The organism is Bacillus sp. FSL K6-0138 (assembly GCF_037982765.1).
Lineage (GTDB): Bacteria > Bacillota > Bacilli > Bacillales > Bacillaceae > Bacillus > Bacillus glycinifermentans.
In genome coordinates this window covers 3,611,632-3,628,682 of the sequence record NZ_CP150286.1, presented here as the reverse complement: position 1 = coordinate 3,628,682, position 17,051 = coordinate 3,611,632, and the positions used below count along the sequence as shown (strand labels likewise).

19 protein-coding genes and 1 pseudogene are annotated in these 17,051 nt (G+C 47.3%); 12 read left to right on the top strand and 8 right to left on the bottom strand.

Annotation, left to right across the window (positions count from 1 at the left end):
- Window positions 1–11: 11 nt before the first annotated feature.
- Both MHB78_RS19240 and MHB78_RS19235 read left to right on the top strand, forming a co-directional pair.
- Window positions 12–1,610, top strand: coding sequence for a glycoside hydrolase 43 family protein (locus MHB78_RS19240; protein ID WP_046130985.1), 1,599 nt, complete (start codon window positions 12–14; stop codon window positions 1,608–1,610).
- Window positions 1,600–3,141, top strand: coding sequence for a glycoside hydrolase family 43 protein (locus MHB78_RS19235; RefSeq protein ID WP_046130984.1), 1,542 nt, complete (start codon window positions 1,600–1,602; stop codon window positions 3,139–3,141). The genes MHB78_RS19240 and MHB78_RS19235 overlap by 11 nt, the downstream gene beginning before the upstream one ends.
- On the opposite strand, the gene MHB78_RS19230 is transcribed toward MHB78_RS19235, so the two are convergent.
- The gene (locus MHB78_RS19230) at window positions 3,138–3,983 is read right to left on the bottom strand and encodes an AraC family transcriptional regulator (RefSeq protein WP_052948525.1); all 846 of its coding nucleotides are present in this window, start codon (window positions 3,981–3,983) and stop codon (window positions 3,138–3,140) included. The two genes, MHB78_RS19235 and MHB78_RS19230, sit on opposite strands and share 4 nt — an antisense overlap.
- Window positions 3,984–4,038: 55 nt before the next feature.
- On the opposite strand from MHB78_RS19230, the pseudogene MHB78_RS19225 reads away from it, so the two are divergent.
- Window positions 4,039–5,510, top strand: a pseudogene (locus tag MHB78_RS19225) (extracellular solute-binding protein).
- Between the two features lie 25 nt (window positions 5,511–5,535).
- On the opposite strand, the gene MHB78_RS19220 reads toward MHB78_RS19225, so the two are convergent.
- On the bottom strand, window positions 5,536–6,150 hold the full coding sequence (locus MHB78_RS19220) for a TetR family transcriptional regulator (RefSeq protein ID WP_046130982.1): 615 nt from the start codon (window positions 6,148–6,150) through the stop codon (window positions 5,536–5,538).
- A complete protein-coding gene (locus MHB78_RS19215; protein ID WP_046130981.1) occupies window positions 6,104–7,372 on the bottom strand; it encodes an MFS transporter in 1,269 nt (422 codons plus the stop codon). Before MHB78_RS19215 ends, MHB78_RS19220 begins: the two co-directional genes overlap by 47 nt.
- Before the next feature lie 161 nt (window positions 7,373–7,533).
- On the opposite strand from MHB78_RS19215, the gene MHB78_RS19210 reads away from it, so the two are divergent.
- The 6 genes from MHB78_RS19210 (at window position 7,534) to MHB78_RS19185 (ending at window position 13,694) form a co-directional block, all read left to right on the top strand.
- The gene (locus tag MHB78_RS19210; RefSeq protein ID WP_046130980.1) at window positions 7,534–8,121 is read left to right on the top strand and encodes an NAD(P)H-dependent oxidoreductase; all 588 of its coding nucleotides are present in this window, start codon (window positions 7,534–7,536) and stop codon (window positions 8,119–8,121) included.
- A 2-nt stretch (window positions 8,122–8,123) separates the two neighbouring features.
- The gene (locus MHB78_RS19205) at window positions 8,124–8,744 is read left to right on the top strand and encodes an NUDIX hydrolase (protein WP_046130979.1); all 621 of its coding nucleotides are present in this window, start codon (window positions 8,124–8,126) and stop codon (window positions 8,742–8,744) included.
- A 9-nt stretch (window positions 8,745–8,753) separates the two neighbouring features.
- Window positions 8,754–9,275 carry a YfiT family bacillithiol transferase gene (locus MHB78_RS19200; protein ID WP_046130978.1) on the top strand — a complete coding sequence of 174 codons (522 nt, stop codon included), beginning with the start codon at window positions 8,754–8,756 and terminating at the stop codon, window positions 9,273–9,275.
- A 155-nt stretch (window positions 9,276–9,430) separates the two neighbouring features.
- Window positions 9,431–11,983 carry a bifunctional lysylphosphatidylglycerol flippase/synthetase MprF gene (gene mprF / locus MHB78_RS19195; protein ID WP_046130977.1) on the top strand — a complete coding sequence of 851 codons (2,553 nt, stop codon included), beginning with the start codon at window positions 9,431–9,433 and terminating at the stop codon, window positions 11,981–11,983.
- A 136-nt stretch (window positions 11,984–12,119) separates the two neighbouring features.
- On the top strand, window positions 12,120–13,007 hold the full coding sequence (locus tag MHB78_RS19190; RefSeq protein WP_046130976.1) for a PhzF family phenazine biosynthesis isomerase: 888 nt from the start codon (window positions 12,120–12,122) through the stop codon (window positions 13,005–13,007).
- A gap of 102 nt (window positions 13,008–13,109) precedes the next feature.
- A complete protein-coding gene (locus MHB78_RS19185) occupies window positions 13,110–13,694 on the top strand; it encodes a nitroreductase (protein ID WP_046130975.1) in 585 nt (194 codons plus the stop codon).
- Window positions 13,695–13,732: 38 nt separating this feature from the next.
- Here the strand turns inward: MHB78_RS19185 and MHB78_RS19180 are convergent, their stop codons facing one another.
- From MHB78_RS19180 to MHB78_RS19170, 3 genes are all read right to left on the bottom strand, one after another.
- Window positions 13,733–13,927 carry a YfhD family protein gene (locus MHB78_RS19180; RefSeq protein WP_046130974.1) on the bottom strand — a complete coding sequence of 65 codons (195 nt, stop codon included), beginning with the start codon at window positions 13,925–13,927 and terminating at the stop codon, window positions 13,733–13,735.
- 71 nt (window positions 13,928–13,998) lie between these two features.
- The gene (locus MHB78_RS19175; protein ID WP_082094105.1) at window positions 13,999–14,112 is read right to left on the bottom strand and encodes a YfhE family protein; all 114 of its coding nucleotides are present in this window, start codon (window positions 14,110–14,112) and stop codon (window positions 13,999–14,001) included.
- A 64-nt stretch (window positions 14,113–14,176) separates the two neighbouring features.
- Window positions 14,177–14,716: a GNAT family N-acetyltransferase gene (locus MHB78_RS19170; RefSeq protein ID WP_046130973.1), complete on the bottom strand. Its 540-nt coding sequence runs from the start codon at window positions 14,714–14,716 to the stop codon at window positions 14,177–14,179.
- A 417-nt stretch (window positions 14,717–15,133) separates the two neighbouring features.
- Here MHB78_RS19170 and recX point away from each other — a divergent pair, with 417 nt between their 5' ends.
- Window positions 15,134–15,925, top strand: coding sequence for a recombination regulator RecX (recX, locus tag MHB78_RS19165; RefSeq protein ID WP_046130993.1), 792 nt, complete (start codon window positions 15,134–15,136; stop codon window positions 15,923–15,925).
- A 4-nt stretch (window positions 15,926–15,929) separates the two neighbouring features.
- Window positions 15,930–16,244 carry a YfhH family protein gene (locus MHB78_RS19160; protein ID WP_046130971.1) on the top strand — a complete coding sequence of 105 codons (315 nt, stop codon included), beginning with the start codon at window positions 15,930–15,932 and terminating at the stop codon, window positions 16,242–16,244.
- Between the two features lie 29 nt (window positions 16,245–16,273).
- Here the strand turns inward: MHB78_RS19160 and MHB78_RS19155 are convergent, their stop codons facing one another.
- Both MHB78_RS19155 and MHB78_RS19150 read right to left on the bottom strand, forming a co-directional pair.
- Window positions 16,274–16,444, bottom strand: coding sequence for a YpzG family protein (locus MHB78_RS19155; RefSeq protein WP_082094104.1), 171 nt, complete (start codon window positions 16,442–16,444; stop codon window positions 16,274–16,276).
- Window positions 16,445–16,471: 27 nt separating this feature from the next.
- Entirely contained in the window at window positions 16,472–16,621 is a 150-nt protein-coding gene (locus MHB78_RS19150; protein ID WP_046130970.1) for a small, acid-soluble spore protein K, read from the bottom strand.
- A gap of 163 nt (window positions 16,622–16,784) precedes the next feature.
- Here MHB78_RS19150 and MHB78_RS19145 point away from each other — a divergent pair, with 163 nt between their 5' ends.
- A complete protein-coding gene (locus MHB78_RS19145) occupies window positions 16,785–17,033 on the top strand; it encodes a YfhJ family protein (RefSeq protein WP_269082040.1) in 249 nt (82 codons plus the stop codon).
- Window positions 17,034–17,051: the final 18 nt, after the last annotated feature.

The following is a 17,051-nucleotide window of genomic DNA, read 5'->3' as shown; positions in this document are numbered from 1 at the left end:
GGTGAGGATTGGTGGCAAAGCATCTGACCGGGAGCTTGCAGCAGCGGGCTGTCTGGAATCCCAACATCGGGAATGGGCGTTTTCGCAATCCTGTTCTGTTTATGGATTATTCAGATCCTGACATCGTGAGAAAAGGCAGCGATTTTTTTATGGCGGCTTCAAGTTTTTCTTGTTTTCCAGGTATTCCGATTTTGCATTCCCGTGATTTGGTGAATTGGAACATTATAGGCCATGTGTTTGATCAGCTTCCATTTGAAGTCTATAAAGAGCCGGCGCACGGAAGAGGGGCATGGGCGCCGAGCATTCGATACCATAACGGCGCTTTTTGGGTATACTTCGCCACCCCTGACGAAGGGATTTTTATGAGCAAAACAAAGGATCCGTTCCGCGGTTGGGAGCCTTTGGTTCATGTGAAAAAAACGAAGGGATGGATCGATCCGTGCCCGTTTTGGGATGATGACGGCCAAGCCTATTTGATACACGCTTATGCAAACAGCCGAATCGGCATTAAAAGCAAGCTGAACCTGTGCAGAATGAAAAACGACGGAACGGCTTTAATAGACGACGGAAAAATCGTGTTTGACGGGGCGCTGAACCATCCGACAATCGAGGGGCCGAAGCTGTATGAGCGGGCCGGACTTTATTATATTTTCGCCCCGGCCGGCGGGGTGAAGGAAGGGTGGCAGACGGTTCTCCGCAGCAGGAGCATCTATGGTCCGTACGAAGACCGAATCGTCCTTCATCAAGGGAGCACGGACATTAACGGACCGCATCAGGGCGGGCTTGTCGATCTTGATTCAGGCGAATCGTGGTTTCTCCATTTTCAAGACCGCGCCGCATTCGGCAGGATCGTCCACCTTCAGCCTGTCAGCTGGGAAGACGGCTGGCCGCGGGTCGGGGAAGATATCGACAATGACGGCATCGGCGAGCCCGTTTTGGAGTGGGAGAAGCCGAACACGGAAAGCGAAGATGTACTTGAGCCCCATTGTCAAACAAGCGACGATTTTTCTTCAAAAAGCCTTGCCCTTCAATGGCAATGGCAGGCCAATCCAAAACGGGAGTGGTACTCTCTCCATGCCAGGCCGGGACACCTGCGCCTGTACAGCCGCCGATTGCCTGACCGATGGAAACTCGGCAGCATGCCGAACGTCATCATGCAGAAATTTCCGGGGCCAAGATTTACGGCGACGGCCAAACTGTCGTTATTCGCTTTATCAGAAACAATCCGCGCCGGGCTCGCCGTCATGGGAAAAGAGTATGCCTATCTCGCTTTTTCCAAATCTGAAAAAAGCGGGCATGTCATCGCTTTTTATAAAGGCAGCATTGCAGATGGAGCAGAGGATATCAAAACGGAAGAGCACGAGGTTTCCGAAAGCACGGTTTATCTCAGGGTGACAGCCGACGAAAAAGCGGTATGCCGATTCAGCTACAGCTTTGACGAGAGGCATTTCACGGCGATAGGCGAGGCATTTCAAGCCCTCCCCGGATTCTGGATCGGCGCCAAGGTGGGAATGTTTTGCGCAGATGCCGGAACAGCCGGGCCTGAGGGTTATGGCGATATCGATTGGTTTATCGTTGAACAGAAGGGAGCCTGCCGGAATGAAGGATAACAGGACGTATACAAATCCTGTACTGACAGGTTTTCATCCTGATCCGTCGATTATCAGGGTCGGCGACGACTACTATATGGCGAACGCCACCTTTCAGTATTTTCCGGCGATTGCGATTTCTCATTCTAAAGATTTGGTGCATTGGCGCATCATCGGCCACGGCATTACCGAAGGTTTGGACCTTTCTGATATTAAAGATTCCCACGGCATATGGGCGCCCGATTTATCGTATCATGACGGGACCTTCTACATTTTCGCGACTTTCAGGCTGAACGGGCCGACTATGATCAACGGAAAAAAGCTGATCCGCAGGCAGATCATGATCAAGTCAGACCGTCCGGAAGGCCCTTATACAAAGCCGGTATTCATCGATGAAGGCAGCGGTATCGATCCTTCCCATTTTGTCGATGATGACGGAAAACACTATATGCTGCTTAGTCCGGCATGCACGCTTTTTCCGCTAAATGACGAATGTACAGAAATCACAGGCGCGCCGTCGCTGATTTGGGAAGGGACGGGCAGAAGGGCGCCGGAAGGGCCCCATCTCCTCAAAACAAATGGATACTATTATGCCATTTTGGCTGAAGGAGGAACAGGCTATTCCCATTCGATCACGATCGCGCGCTCCAAGCATTTATACGGTCCATATGAGCCGTGTCCGCATAATCCGATTTTGACGCAAGCAAATCCCGATGCCCTTTTGCAGCGGGCAGGCCACGGCAAGCTCGTCAAAACGCAAAACGGCGAATGGTGGGCGGTATACCTGTGCGGCCGACCGAATGAAGGTAACTTCACAACCGTCGGCAGAGAAACCGCCTTGGACCCCGTGCAATGGGGAGAAGACGATTGGTTTGTCATCAACAATTTACGCGGTCCGAGCACGATCCAGGCTGCCCCGAACCTTCCGGAAGTCAAATGGGAGGAAAAGGATTTCGATGATTTTCTTGATGATTCGCTTGATTTACAGTGGCAGTTTGTCAGGAATCCAGACCATTCCGGCTGGTCTTTAACAGAAAAGCCGGGTTTTCTCAGGCTCTGGACAGGTGATGCTGATCTACGCGAAATAAAAGCGAAAAATACGATCGTCAGAAGGGAAAAACACCACCAGTACAGCGCTGTGCTGAAGCTCTGCTTTGCGCCGTCGAAAAACGGGGAACAGGCGGGGCTCACCTGTTATTACAGCACGAATAACTACTTGAAATGCTGCCTCATTTACGAGGACCGTTTGAAGGTCAAAGTGATTGAAAACCGAAACGGCGTTCAGAAAACGCTGGGCGAAAAAAACGTCAAGGAAGGGCCGATATATGTAAAAGCCGTCATCAATAAACAGACGAGGAATTTTTACTACAGCTATGAAGAAAAGCATTGGCACCATGCAGGCGGCACGGAAGACGCCACCTTTTTAAGCGATGAAGGCGCCCGCGATGAAAAAGGCCATACGGGGACAATGGTCGGGATGTATGCGAATAACGGCGGAAGCAAAAGGAGGATACCCGCTGACTTTGACTGGTTCCGCTATACGGCTTTTTAATAATCTCTGCTCTTTTTCCGGTACTGCAGCGGCGGGATGCCGACGATGTCTTTAAATACCTTGTTGAAGTGGCTGATATGCTTGAAACCGGTTTTTTCGGCTATGCTCAACATCTTCTCATCCGTATCGCGAAGGTATTTTTTCGCCTCCCGGATTCTGATGTGCCGGATATATTCATGAAGATGAAAGCCCGTGACCTTTTTAAACGCCCTGCTTAAATAGGAAGGGCTGATGTAAAACCGTTGTGCCAATCCGTTCAGCGTAATCGTTTCATGAAAGCGCCCGTTGATGTATGATGCGATTTCCGATATTTTTTCGTGCATCGGATGAAGCTTCGGCTCATCTTTTTGGCCGCCGCTTTTGAGGGAGCGGTAAATGCTGAACAGCAATTGAAACAATAAAGCCCTGATGACATCCTCATACCCGTCTTTCTTGAGCCTGCACTCCCGTTTCATGTCCAAAAGAAGCTGTTCGACAGATGTTTGTTCTCTCAGCGGAAACGAGATGCAGTTTGTATGCTCAGGAAACGGAAGCAGCCGGTGTTTGCTGCATGCGAGAAGCGGTTTGATGAAATCGTGGGAAAAATTGACCGAAATCCGCTCGAATTCCTGAACTTCCGTACTTGACGTTCTGTGCACGTCATGGGGATTGATGAAGATCATACTGCCTTTTTCGGCGGTATGTACCTTTTGGTTAATAAAATAGGTTCGTTCGCCGTTCAGCAAATAATACAATTCATAGCCTTCATGGCCATGCGGTTTATTCATTTCGGTAAAACCTTTTCTTTGCATGTACTGAATCGAAAAAGAACGCTCATCAATGTAATATTTGGGGTGAAGCATGGCGGACATTTCTCCTTTTTGAAAGCGTTATCTTTTTAGGAACGGGAGGGACAGCATGTACAGATTGTTTTGTTTAATGTTGTTGTTCGTATTTACAGCCGGCTGCGCAAATGATGAAAAAGCGGCGACAGTAGAGGGGGCTGCGCTTACAATCGACTGGCTGGTTCCGCTTCATACCCCGCAGCCGCCGAAAGGCGAAGCGCTTGCTGTGATTGAAGAAAAGACGAATACGAAGCTTGACCTCATTTGGGTTCCGGACTCGACAAAGGAAGAACGCCTCAGTGCTGTGCTTGCCGGCGGGAACATGCCTAAAATCATCACGCTGCCGGACCTTGACGACTCCGCAGCCGTAAATGCTTTGCGATCGGGAATGTTTTGGGAAATCGGTCCGTTTTTGAAAGACTATCCGAATTTAAAAAAATTGGATAAAACCATTTTAAAAAATATCTCGATTGATGGCAAAGTTTACGGGATTTATAGAGAACGGCCGCTGGCGAGACAGGGCGTCGTCATCCGCAAAGACTGGCTCGACAATCTCGGGCTGGACACGCCGGAGACGGCGGAGGATCTATACAGCATTGCCAAAGCGTTCACAGAACAGGATCCTGACCAAAATGGCAAGGACGATACGATCGGCCTTGCGGACCGCAATGATTTGGAATTCGGGGCTTTTAAAACGGCGGCATCGTATTTCGGGGCCCCGAATAAATGGGGACAGACCCAAGACGGCAACTTGTTTCCCGATTTTCAAAGCGGCGCATACTTGGAAGCGATGAAGTGGATGAGAAGAATTTACGACGAAGGGCTGATGAATCGGGATTTTGCGGTGACAAGCAAAACACAGCAGCAGGACTTGGTGATCCAGGGAAAAGCGGGAATATATATCGGAACGATGAGCGATGCGATGAATTTGCGCGATCAAGGCTTGAGCTGAATTCTGACTTTGAGCTTGATATCGCAAACCGCATCAAAGGCCCGGACGGCAAGGAGCAAACATGGGCGCTCGGCGGCCACGGCGGCCTCTTTGCCATTTCAAAGTCAAGCGTCAAAACGGAAAAAGGGGTTAAACAGATCCTTGCGTTTTTTGACCGAATCGCTGAAGAGGATCTTAACAATTTAATGCTATACGGCATTGAAGGCGTTCACTATGAAAAAAAGGGAGATCAACACTACGTTCGAAAACACGAAAACTATCATCGGTGGGAGGCGGACATTCAGCCGCTGCAGCAGCTGATCGGCGTGAACAAGCAGGCCTTGAAAAGCGCCGAAGACCCGCTGCGCGCCAAACAAGAGAAGCTGGAAAAAGACAACAGGGAGATTGCTGTTCTCAATCCGGCTGAGCCATTGTACTCCGCAACGCAAATGGACAGAGGGACGGAATTAAAAAAGATCATCGATGATGCGACATTTCGATTTATTCTTGGTGAAATTGACGATAAAGGCTTTGAGGAAGCCGTCAAGAAATGGGAAAGCCAAGGCGGAAAAAAGATCATCGAAGAGTTAAATGAAGATGCCAAAAAATCATAAAAGCCCCTGGGAAAGGGGCTCTCCATCACCGGACTTGAAGAACGGATGTTAAATAGTGCTTCAATGCTTCGATCTGTCCCAGTGCATCGGCTTCAGCCTTTCCTAAATAAATCGTCTGCATGACGATGGCGTCATTCATGTTCATGAAAAACTTTGTAATCGTTTCGACCGGCTGAAGCGGATCAAATTCGCCATTGTCTGCGCCTTTCTGCAAAAGCCCGGTGAAATGAGCGGCAAACGTTTCATACCTTTTGATAAGGTACGTTTTCCGTGAACCGTTCCGCCAGCTTGTAAAGAAATATTCAAATTGGACGGCTGCAAACGAATCCGCAATCTCATCCAGCCCTTCTTTAAAATCATCGATATACGAGAGAATGATGCTCCATACGCTTTCATCAGACCTTGAGCGTTCCTGCAAATCTTTCAAAAAAACGTCAAGATGCTTTTCAATGATGTGTTTGAACATGTCTTCGGTGCTTGAAAAATAAAGATACACGCCCCCGCGGCTGAAGCCTGATTCTTCAACGACGTCTTTCATCGTCGTCATCTCAAAGCCTTTACGCTTAAACACACGTTCCGCAGCTTTTAAAATCTCAGCCTTCCGTCTGTCTTTCTGTTCCTGTGTGATTTTCGGTGACAATCGTTGTCCCCCTTCCTTTGGATAACATGATAACCGCCGCCCCCAGGACTGCCAGCAGGCTTCCGGAGAAGATGAATGCGTTTTTGACGCCGGCCCATTCTGCAAGAAGGCCTCCGCAGCCCATTCCCGCCACAGACCCAAAAGTGGTCGCGCTTTGTATGGTCCCGAAGATGCGCCCGGTGTATGAAGCCGGAACGGTTTGCTGGGCGAGGATATGAAAAGGAATGTATACGAGGGAAAATCCAGCCCCTGCAAAGAAAAAAACGGTTAAAAATAACACGTGCAGCCATTCGCCGGCGAGACCGGCGATAAACGGTGCGCTTCCGATCGAAATCCCGAGCATCATCGAGCCGCCGATAAAAAAGCGTAAAAACGACCGGATCACAATTTTGCCGAGGAAAGCAGTCGTTAAAAGCATTCCTGCCCCGCTTGCCGACATACAAGTTCCGATCAATTCGGCAGGGGCCCCCGGGAGCTCCCGAACGAGCACGACGATTTGTGAATCCGCGATTTGCAGCACCAATATGACAAAGAAGGATACAGTCAAGCCGGTGAAAAGCAATCGGTTTTTCTGAATGAAGACGATCCCTTGTGTAAAATCCTCAATCAGCCGGACGGGGGATTTCAGCCTGCCCGATCTTCGCTCAAGATAGGGATCTTTCGGCAAAGCGAAAAGGAGAAGGCCTGACAGGAGAAACAATGCCGCATTGACGTAAAAGGAGACATGGATGCTAAAGGCTGCGATCAATCCCCCAGCTATCGCAGGCCCGATGATTTTGCTCCCGTTATCGATCATTCCGCTGACAGAAACGGCTTTCTGCATGTGCGGTTCAGAAACGATTTCTTTTAATTTACCATTTTTAGCAGGAACGAAAAAAGAAGAAAATGAGCTTAGAAGAAATAATAAGACGTAAAGGCTCCATATTGATTCGGCAAATAACATCAAAAAAGCCGTGCACGACCGTCCGATTTCAGAGGTGATCATGATCGTTTTCCGATTATAGCGATCTGCCAGCACCCCCGCGAACGGCGTGATGCCGATCACAGGAACGGCAAAACACATCATCAATGCCGACATTTCCAAAGGAGACGCCTGAAATTGAAACCCGGCCAAACTTAAAACCGCCAATACCTGAATCCAATCGCCAAAGCTTGAAAGAATTTGAGACCCCATCAGTATGAAGAAAGGTCTGTTCAGAGCCAATCTGTTTTCAGCGTTCATATGTCCTCCTTACAAAAACGACACATGTGTCGTTTTTGTTCTATTTTACCAAACGCTTTATGGAAAAACATCAGTTTTTTGGAATATAGGGTCAATTTCTTTAAAACATGTTAAATAAACAATATAATTCCATAAAGAAGAACATAAAGGAGGAACTTAAGATGGAGGTTGCCGTCATATACGCACATCCCAATCCAAACAGTTTTAACGGAGCGATTTTGAACGAGGTGAAAAAAGCGCTTGAGGACGGAAACCATTCTTATACGGTCATCGATCTGTACAAAGAGCGTTTTGACCCGGTCCTTGTATTCAATGAAAAGAAACGGCGGTCTGACATGAAGGACGACCCTGAAACGGCGGAATACCGGAAGATTATGAAAAACGCAGATCACCTCATCTTGATTTACCCGTTGTGGTGGGGCGGAATGCCGGCGATTTTAAAAGGGTTCATCGATCGAGTATTTGTCGCCGGTGAAGCCTATACTTATGAAGGAAAGCTGCCGAAAGGACTGCTTAAGGCGCGCACGGCTTCGGTTTATTACACGGCTGACGCACCCGGCTGGTATCTGCGGTTTTGGCGGCGGGATGCCGATTGGATTACCGTAAAAGACAACATCTTGAAATTTTGCGGCGTTCGGCGTGTCAGACGTTTTTTATTTCCGCAAGTGAAAGACAGCACAGTTGAAAAACGAAAAAAATGGCTTGATCGCATATATCGGTCGGCAGCCTTTTCATCTAAAGGGGGATGATGATGGAAAAGCATACGAAATGGCTTGATTGGGCCAAGGAAATACAGGCGCTTTCACAAGCCGGGCTCACGTATACAAAAGACGATTTTGACAAGGAGCGCTTTCTGCGTCTTCGCGAGATCAGCTGCGAAATCATCGCTGAGTACACAGAGGCCGATTTTTCGAAAGTAAAAAAGCTGTTTGCCGGCGAATCAGGTTACCAAACGCCAAAAGTAGATGTCCGCGCCGTCATATTCAAAGCGGATCGCCTCCTACTCGTACAGGAAAAAGCGGACGGCAAATGGGCGCTTCCCGGCGGATGGGCAGATATCGGCCTGACGCCGAAGGAGACCGCCGTTAAAGAAGTGTTTGAAGAAACAGGCTTTAAGGCTGAAGCCGGAAAACTTTTGGCCGTCATGGATAAAAAACGCCACAACCATCCGCCTTCAGCTTACCATGTCTACAAAATGTTTATCGCCTGTGATATTGTTGGAGGGAAGGCAGCCGCGGGAACGGAAACGAAAAACCTCGGTTTTTTCTCATTGGAAGATCTGCCTGACTTATCAGAAGCAAGAAATACGTACGCTCAGATCAAATTTCTTTTTCAAGAAAAAAACGGTTCCGATCAGGTGTACTGTGACTAAAAGGGGGCAATTTCACTGGAAGATTTAAGATATCCAATCGGAACATTTCAAGCTCCGCACCAAGCGGATAAACAAGAGCGCGCTGATTTGATCAGAGCACTGAAACAAGCGCCCGCTATGCTGAAGGAAGCCGTATCAGGTCTGAATGACACGCAGCTTGATACGCCTTACCGAACGGGAGGATGGACGGTTCGCCAAGTCGTCTTCCATGTAGCCGACAGCCATTTGAACGGTTATATTCGCTGCAAGCTGGCACTGACAGAGGAAACGCCGCTCATTCGGCCGTACGATGAGCAAAAATGGGCGGGACTGGCCGATTCCCTTACATTCGATCCACAATTGGCAATAGAGCTTTTAGAGCCGCTTCACAACCGCTGGGCAGCTCTATTTGAAGCGCTGACAGATGCGGATTACGAAAAAGCGTATTTACACCCGGACACCGGGGAGGAGATCAGCCTCCATCATGCGCTTGCCCTTTATGTTTGGCATTCGAAACACCATACTGCCCATATCACGTCGCTTCGGGAATGAACGGGGTGGATCTAGCAATGGAACGCGCACTCGGCGCGTTTTTTTGCTTGACTGTCTGATTTCCCGGCGGGTTGTTAAAACTGTGAAAAGAAGATGTTTTAAAATAAGAAGACGAGGGAATTGATTGAAACGTACGATAGAGAGAAGAGGTATTCATGAAAAAAAATGCGCTTTCTGTCTTAAGAATCATATTGCCGGCAGCCGTACTTCTGCTGGTCGTTTATCAGGCCAGAAAAGAGCTCGCCGGGCTGTCCGTCAAAGAGACCTTTCTGATTATAAACAATGTCGAAAGAAGCAATCTGTTCATATTGGTTTTTATCGGCCTTATGGCCGTTCTTGCCATGTCTTTATACGATTTTGTGCTAGTCCGTTCTCTCGGGATGAAGATTTCCAGGTGGAAAACGGTCAGAGTGTCATGGATCGCCAATTCGTTCAACAATGTTCTTGGATTCGGCGGCCTGTCAGGCGCCGGTTTACGAACGATTCTTTATAAAGAGCATGTCAGTGATGTCAAGCTGCTGATCAAAGGAATCGCAACGCTTGCAACCTCAGTTCTTCTCGGACTGTCCGTTCTCAGCATGTTCGTCCTCATCGGACTGCTGTCTCCGGGAAAACTGCTTTTTGAAAAGACGTGGCTTTTCCTTGGTGTCATCGGAATGGCGCTGATCGTTCCCGTCCTCATCATCTTTTTGATCGTCAAAAGGAAGAGGGGCGGGTCCATAGAAAAAGGTTTGAGACCTTCTGTCTTTTTTTCATATTTGGGTGCATCTGTCTGTGAATGGATTGCGGCAGGGCTGGTTATGTATTTCTCGCTCATCACCTTGGGAATAGACCTTGACGCTAAAAAGGTCCTCGGCGTTTTTGCGATCGCTTCCGTCGCTGGAATGATCAGCCTTGTCCCTGGCGGGTTCGGCTCATTTGATTTGCTTTTTTTAGTCGGTATGAATCAATTCGGCGTCGATAATGAAATTATCCTGACAGCGATTGTTCTTTACAGGCTTGCCTACTCGTTTATTCCTTTTGGGTTCGGCCTTCTTTTTGCGGCGGCGGACATGACGGGGAATACGATAAAAAAGCTTGAAGAAAAGCCGATTATTGCACCGGCAATAGAGACGACCAACATTCTGCTGGTCTTGCACAGAGCTTTGCTGTTCCGTTTGCTGAACGGCTCGCTTGCCGTAATTTCATTTTGCTGCGGAGCGATTATTCTGGCGTCTGCCGCCCTCCCGATCGACAGGAGCACGCTCATTACGGATATTCCCCGCCATATGCTGACGGTATTGAACGGCCTTTCCATCAGCTTTGGTTTGATTTTATTGATCGTCCCGCTTGAGCTCTATAAGAGGACAAAGCGTTCCTTGTATTTGGCCTTGACAGCTTTGGCATTTGCTTTTGTGTTCAGCATTTTGAAAGGTTTTAATATCAGCGCGGTATTTATCACGCCGATCGTGTTCATCCTGCTTATTTTGCTGCGGCGGCAGTTTACGAGGGAGCGGTCTGTATATACCTTTTTACAAATGGCGTGGGCCGCGTTTATTTACCTTTTTGCCCTTTGGAACTACAATATCATCGCCTCCATCATGTGGGAGAGGCTCGGTCATGTGGTCGTAAAAGACTATTACATCCACAGCGAACAGCATGTCGATTATGCGACAGTGTTTGCTTTATTGTTTGTTCCGATGTTTTGCGCCATTTTTATTTGGCTGTTCAACAGAAAGGTTAACCCGATCGGTGAAGAGCCGGACTTTGAAAAGCTGGAGCAATTTTTAAATGAAAAAGGCGGAAACGCTTTGAGCCATTTAGGCTTTTTGGGAGATAAGCGGTTTTTCTATTCGAGCGACGGCAATGCGCTGATTCAATTTGCGAAAATCGGCCAGCGTCTCGTTGTTCTCGGCGATCCTTCCGGCCAAAAGGAATCCTTTCCACTCATTTTGCAGGAATTCCTTCATTTGGCCGACCAAAAAGGCTACCTCGTGATTTTCTACCAGATTGAGCGGGAGGATATGGCGCTCTATCACGATTTCGGCTACCGTTTCTTTAAGCTTGGCGAAGAGGCGATCGTCGATCTCAACACCTTTACGATTAAAGGAAAAAAACGGGCCGGTTTAAGGGCGATATACAACCGCTTTGAACGGGAAGGGTATACGTTCCACGTCGAACAGCCGCCGTTTTCCAAAGATTTTCTCAATCAGCTGCGGAACGTATCTGATGAGTGGCTGGGACGAAAAAAGGAAAAAGGATTTTCGCTCGGTTATTTTAAGGAAGAGTATTTGCAAAAGGCGCCGATCGCTGTATTAAAAGATGAAGACGGCGAGATCGTCGCATTTATGAATATCATGCCGATGTACCAGGAAGGAGAGATTTCCATCGACTTGATGCGTTATTCCCACAATGCGCCGAAAGGCATCATGGATGCGCTGTTTATCCACTTGTTTCAATGGGCGCAAGAGCAGGGCTATACCGCATTTAACATGGGAATGGCCCCGTTATCAAACGTCGGCACATCCTTTCAGTCATTTTGGACGGAGCGGCTCGCCGCCGTGATATTCAACAATGTCAGCTATTTATACAGCTTCAGCGGCCTCCGCTCGTTCAAAGAAAAATACAAACCGGAATGGCGCGGAAAATATTTAGCCTACAGAAAAAACAGATCGCTGCCGGCCTCTATGTTTCTCGTCACAAGGCTGATCGGGAGACGGGAGAAGTGATGGGCTGTCTTTTTGTTAAAAGACAGCCTTATTTGTATAACATGAATTTCATTTTCGAAAATCAATTTTTCCGAAGTTTCAAAAAACCATCACTCCCCTTATAATGAAAAGAAACCGCGAAACAAGGGGGATACACATGAAACAAGTCGAAGTACTCAGGTATGATGCATTTTCAAAGGAGCCGAATAAAGGAAATCCGGCGGGGATCGCGTTGGAAGGGAGTCGTTTGGCCGACGAAGAGATGCAGCTGATTGCAAAGAAAGCAGGATATAATGAAACTTCATTTTTGCTGCCGAGCAAGTCGGCTGACCTTCGCCTCCGCTATTTCACGCCCGGACACGAAATGAATTTATGCGGCCATGCGACCGTTGCTACCCTTTATGCGCTCTATGAAAAAGGCGGGATTGGACCAGGAGCAGAGCTGAAGGTAGAGACAAAGGCCGGCATTTTGACCGTTAAGACGGGTTATGCCGATGAAGGGAAGCATTTTTTTGTGACGCTGGAGCAGGCGCCGCCGAGCTTTCGTCCGTTTGCGGGAGACAGGGCCAGGCTGGCTGAAGCACTCGGCATCACTGAAGCGGATTTCCACGATTCATTGCCCATCGTTTACGGAAGCACCGGGACTTGGACGCTGCTGGTACCCGTTCAGAATTTGGCGGCATGCCGTAAGATGCAGCCGAAAAATTCCGAATTCCCTGCTATTTTAACGGACATGCCCCGCGCTTCTGTCCATCCGTTCTCTTTGGAGACGATCCACCGTGACAGCCATCTTCACGGCCGGCATTTTTCTTCGCCGTATTCCGGGACGATTGAGGATCCCGTTACCGGAACGGCTTCAGGTGTAATGGGAGCCTATATGAAAACGTACGGTAAAGCCGATCAAAATGTATTTTTGATCGAACAGGGGCAGGAAATCGGCAAAGACGGGAAGGTGAAAATCGAAATTTTTGAAGAAAACGGCGAGATGAAGGCGGAAATGACGGGAACGGCCGTTTTTGCGGAAAAGCAAATCATCGACATTTGAAACCGCCGCTTCTGTTCTGAATGAATGGATTATCGTTGAAAACGGGAAAATAAACCTTTATAATCAACAATGATAATCATTTTCATTTGAGGAGGCGCTGATATGAGCGATATCTTGCAGTCTGAAAAAGGCAGCATTCGTAAAACGATAAGAAATAGAAGAACGATTCGGAAATTTAAAAGCGATCCGGTGCCTAAAGAGGTTGTCCTTGAGCTGCTGGAAGACGCGGTTTATGCGCCAAATCACAAGCTGACAGAGCCGTGGCGGTTTATTTATGTCGGAACAGAAAGCGGAAAGCAGAAGCATGCCGACAATTTAGATAAGGCATTCCAAGAGATTAAGCCTGATAGGTCTGAAGAACAAATCAAAAAATTCAGGGACCATATCATGAGTGTTCCGGCTTTTCTCTTTGTCATTTTGAAGGAAGACGAAAATGAACGGGTCAGAAATGACGACTTCGCAGCCGTCAGCTGTTTGATTCAAAACCTTCAGCTTCTCGCCTGGGAAAAAGGGATCGGGATGGTGTGGAAAAGCGGACAGGTGCTTTATAACCGAACGCTTCAGCAATTAATGGGGCTTGACAGCAATGAACGGTTTGCTGCGATTTTGCAGATCGGCTATCCGGCGGAAATTCCTAAAGCGCAAACAAGGACGCCCGCAAAGCAGCTTCTTTCGGAGCTTTCTTAAAGAAGAAAGCCCTGCAAACAGGGCTTTCGAAATGAATGCTACTTTGACTGCCGCTCTTTGGCGCGTTTGTCAGCCGCTTCCATGCGGCTTTGAGCTTCGCGGTCATCCTGATCGGCAAGCTCAGCAGAATATTCCTCATAAACACCGTCAGTTTCTTTTTTATACTGATCAGGCACTTGAGGAAGCTTTTGTTTATTTTTGTCGCGGTTTTTGTGGATTGAATTTCTGCCCATTCTCACATCACCCCTAAGTCATTAATCAGCCGGACAATGTTATTGTTGGCTGATCAGACTGCCGCTATGCATTATGATTTTTCATCGGCGGCCCGCTTTGCTCTTTTAAATTCCCGCTGATACATGACTTCCTGCGTTTTGGTCAAGGTCGTTTTCATTTGATCACGCTTTTTCTTTTCAGCCATTTTTAAAGCCTCCTAAACATCAGATTATTCACAGGCTGTCCGTTTTGGAGGCATTTATACAATGTTACGCTTCTTTTAAGCGGAGGCTTTCGTCTTCAAACGTCCGCAGGCTGTGCAATGTGTAAAGATCTTTCGGGATTTCAAACAAATGAAATGCATCGCTGTCCCCGCCGTTCAGCCTGCCGGGATCAGCGAAAACCGCGTATGGCAGCTTTTCGGCGGCTTTGAGGGAGCGCATGTTTGTTTTTCTGATTTTCATAAATACCGTCTCAACGTTTTTTTCATAAAAAAGCTCGCAGAAAAACGCGTTTTTTGCCCGCTGATTATAGCCTTTTCCGTGGTAAGGCTTCCCGAGCCACGTTCCTAAAAATCCCGTATTTCCTTTTATTTCATATAAACTGATGCAGCCGATCGGATTCTCCCATTCGTCGAGAATCGTGCGGGAGATCAGTTTTCCCTGTTCTTCCTCTTCGATGATGTTCTTCACATGAAACATATACTCTTCAATGGTCTCCGTTTTATTCCGGACAAAAGGAAATACTTCCGGATGTTTCACAAGATCAAAAAGTGCATGGCAGTCGGCCATTTCACGTTTTTTCAGCATGGCAGCCCCTCCTTGAGGGCGGCTTTCCTTCATCAAAAAGATGCTGCTCCACCCTCGAAATTTTTTAATCAAATATGTCTTGCCCATCCATTAAAAAATTCGGGGTGGGAATCGAACCCACTAAAACCAGAGACCTGGTGGCGCACCATTTGCCTTCCCTATTCATATCAAACTGCTTTTGATTTCTATATTTTACGCAGCAAAAAAGCGAAAAGATACAAGGCTATTGCGGGAAAATTGCGCTTAAAAAAGCTCTTTTGGCGAAACCGGTAAATTTCTGCTCTTGCCCGTGATGTATTTTTGTTCGGTTTCTGCCGGTTTTCTTGATAAAATATAGACGTGATGTCCGAGCGTCGGTTAAACGCCGGAAATTTCATCATGATCTCTCAAACAGAAAACGAGAGAAGGGAGTTTTTTATGCCGTATATTACAAAAATCTCCGCCCAGAAAAACAATAAAGACCGCGTCAATATTTTTCTGGACGAAAAATACGCGTTCAGCGTTGACATGGATGTTCTCGTTAAGTTTAATCTGAAAAAGGGAAAACAGCTTGATGAGCTTGACGTCATCGAAATCCAGTATGGCGATGATATTAAAAAAGGTTTTAATCAAGCGCTCGATTACCTTTCGTACAGAATGCGCTCAATAAAAGAAGTCAAAGACCATTTAAAGAAAAAAGGCGTCGCAGATTCCGCAGTGACCGAGATCATTCATATGCTCAAAAGCTATAAATACGTAGATGACCGGGAATTCGCGGCCGCTTATGTAAGCACTCACCGCAAAACGAGCGGCAAAGGCCCTGATGTTCTATATAAAGAGCTGCAATTAAAAGGAATCGATGAAGAGCTGATCAAGGAGGCATTAAGCTCATTTACGTTTTCCGAACAAGTGACAGCCGCTGTAAAACACGCTGAAAAAGTGCTGAAAAAGGGGAAAAAACTGTCTTCCAAAGAGATGAAACAAGCAATCGAACAGCAGCTAATCCGAAAGGGATATTCATTCGATGTGATCAATTGCGCTCTTTCAGAAACAGACTATGAAAACGATGATGATGCGGAAAAAGAAGCGCTGTACAAGCATGGGGAAAAAGCAATGAGACGCTACAATTACGACGGCTCGTACGAAACGAAAATGAAAGTAAAACAATTTTTGTTTCGCAAAGGATTTCCGCTTGATATGATCGATCAATATTTAGACGAAGAGGGATGAAGAAATGGAGAAAAGATACAGTGAGATGACGGCATCAGAACTGCAAAGGGAGATCGGCCTCCTAACGGAAAAGGCGAGAAAGGCGGAGCAAATGGGGATCGTTAACGAGCTTGCCGTTCACGAACGGAAAATCGCGATGGCAAAGGCGTACCTTTTAGATCCGGCCGATTTTAAGCCGGGTCATGTATATGAAATCGAGGGTGCAGGAGAGGATTTTTATATCCGCTACCTGAACGGCGTCTTTGCCTGGGGATACCGTCTCAAATCCCCCGAGCATGAAGAGGGCCTGCCGATTTCTTTATTAAAAGAAAAGGATTAAGGCAAGCTTAACCCTTTTCATATCAGCGGCTATCTTGTATGGATGCGCGTGTTGCGCTGGAGAATGATGAGATCCTGGGTCTGCTGTGTTTCACCGTTTACCTGCGCCCGCGCATGTTTCGTGTTCGCCCAAGGCTGCGGATAGTTTTGCGTTTTCATCTGGTAAAAATCGTTTATATAAGGTTTGCGGTTTGCACACAAAGAAACTCACTCCATCCAGAAAAAAATTTAGCGTTTGCCGGAAGCCCTCATTCTTTCTTGAGGATGGGTATTCGTGCTTCCGTCAGCGCGCTTTGAAGCAAAATCATCTTTGGCCCGGGGCTCACCTTCAAATTTGTTGTCGTTCATGTTCGGAAAGCCTCTTGCTTTATTCCGCATTTGTTATAGGCTCCTCCATTCACATCCAAAATGTTTGACGTCTTCGCTTTAGAAGACGTAATGTTAGTATATGAAATGGATGACGTTTTCAAAAAGAAAGTTTTTTCCTAAAGGAAGGAGGGAAAGTTCAAGGTGGAAGAACACGGAAGCACACTTTGAAAAGCTGACAAATGCGCTTCTTGAAAAGAACCATATGCTGAGCTACGCGCAAGCCAGAACTTGGGTAGAGCTCTTGTGGGAAGACTTTGAAACGGCATTTGCCAAAGCCGGCCATCCTTACAGGGGAATAGAACTGACGGAACGCGTCGTTTTAGAATGGATTGAGGACTACGGCAGCCATCTGCATTTATTCGAGACCGACAATTCTTCTTTTCAAGACCTGTTTACCTTAGACAACGGACTGCTGCATTAATCGTTTTTTCATTTTCTG

Coding starts and splice junctions, on each gene's coding strand:
- MHB78_RS19215 (WP_046130981.1), bottom strand. CDS start 7,372: ATGAACGCTGAAAACAGATTGGCTCTGAACAGACCTTTCTTCATACTG.
- MHB78_RS19150 (WP_046130970.1), bottom strand. CDS start 16,621: ATGCGGAATAAAGCAAGAGGCTTTCCGAACATGAACGACAACAAATTT.
- recX (WP_046130993.1), top strand. CDS start 15,134: ATGCCGTATATTACAAAAATCTCCGCCCAGAAAAACAATAAAGACCGC.
- MHB78_RS19170 (WP_046130973.1), bottom strand. CDS start 14,716: ATGCTGAAAAAACGTGAAATGGCCGACTGCCATGCACTTTTTGATCTT.
- MHB78_RS19205 (WP_046130979.1), top strand. CDS start 8,124: ATGGAAAAGCATACGAAATGGCTTGATTGGGCCAAGGAAATACAGGCG.
- MHB78_RS19185 (WP_046130975.1), top strand. CDS start 13,110: ATGAGCGATATCTTGCAGTCTGAAAAAGGCAGCATTCGTAAAACGATA.
- MHB78_RS19175 (WP_082094105.1), bottom strand. CDS start 14,112: ATGGCTGAAAAGAAAAAGCGTGATCAAATGAAAACGACCTTGACCAAA.
- mprF (WP_046130977.1), top strand. CDS start 9,431: ATGAAAAAAAATGCGCTTTCTGTCTTAAGAATCATATTGCCGGCAGCC.
- MHB78_RS19190 (WP_046130976.1), top strand. CDS start 12,120: ATGAAACAAGTCGAAGTACTCAGGTATGATGCATTTTCAAAGGAGCCG.
- MHB78_RS19230 (WP_052948525.1), bottom strand. CDS start 3,983: ATGCTTCACCCCAAATATTACATTGATGAGCGTTCTTTTTCGATTCAG.
- MHB78_RS19210 (WP_046130980.1), top strand. CDS start 7,534: ATGGAGGTTGCCGTCATATACGCACATCCCAATCCAAACAGTTTTAAC.
- MHB78_RS19160 (WP_046130971.1), top strand. CDS start 15,930: ATGGAGAAAAGATACAGTGAGATGACGGCATCAGAACTGCAAAGGGAG.
- MHB78_RS19180 (WP_046130974.1), bottom strand. CDS start 13,927: ATGGGCAGAAATTCAATCCACAAAAACCGCGACAAAAATAAACAAAAG.
- MHB78_RS19235 (WP_046130984.1), top strand. CDS start 1,600: ATGAAGGATAACAGGACGTATACAAATCCTGTACTGACAGGTTTTCAT.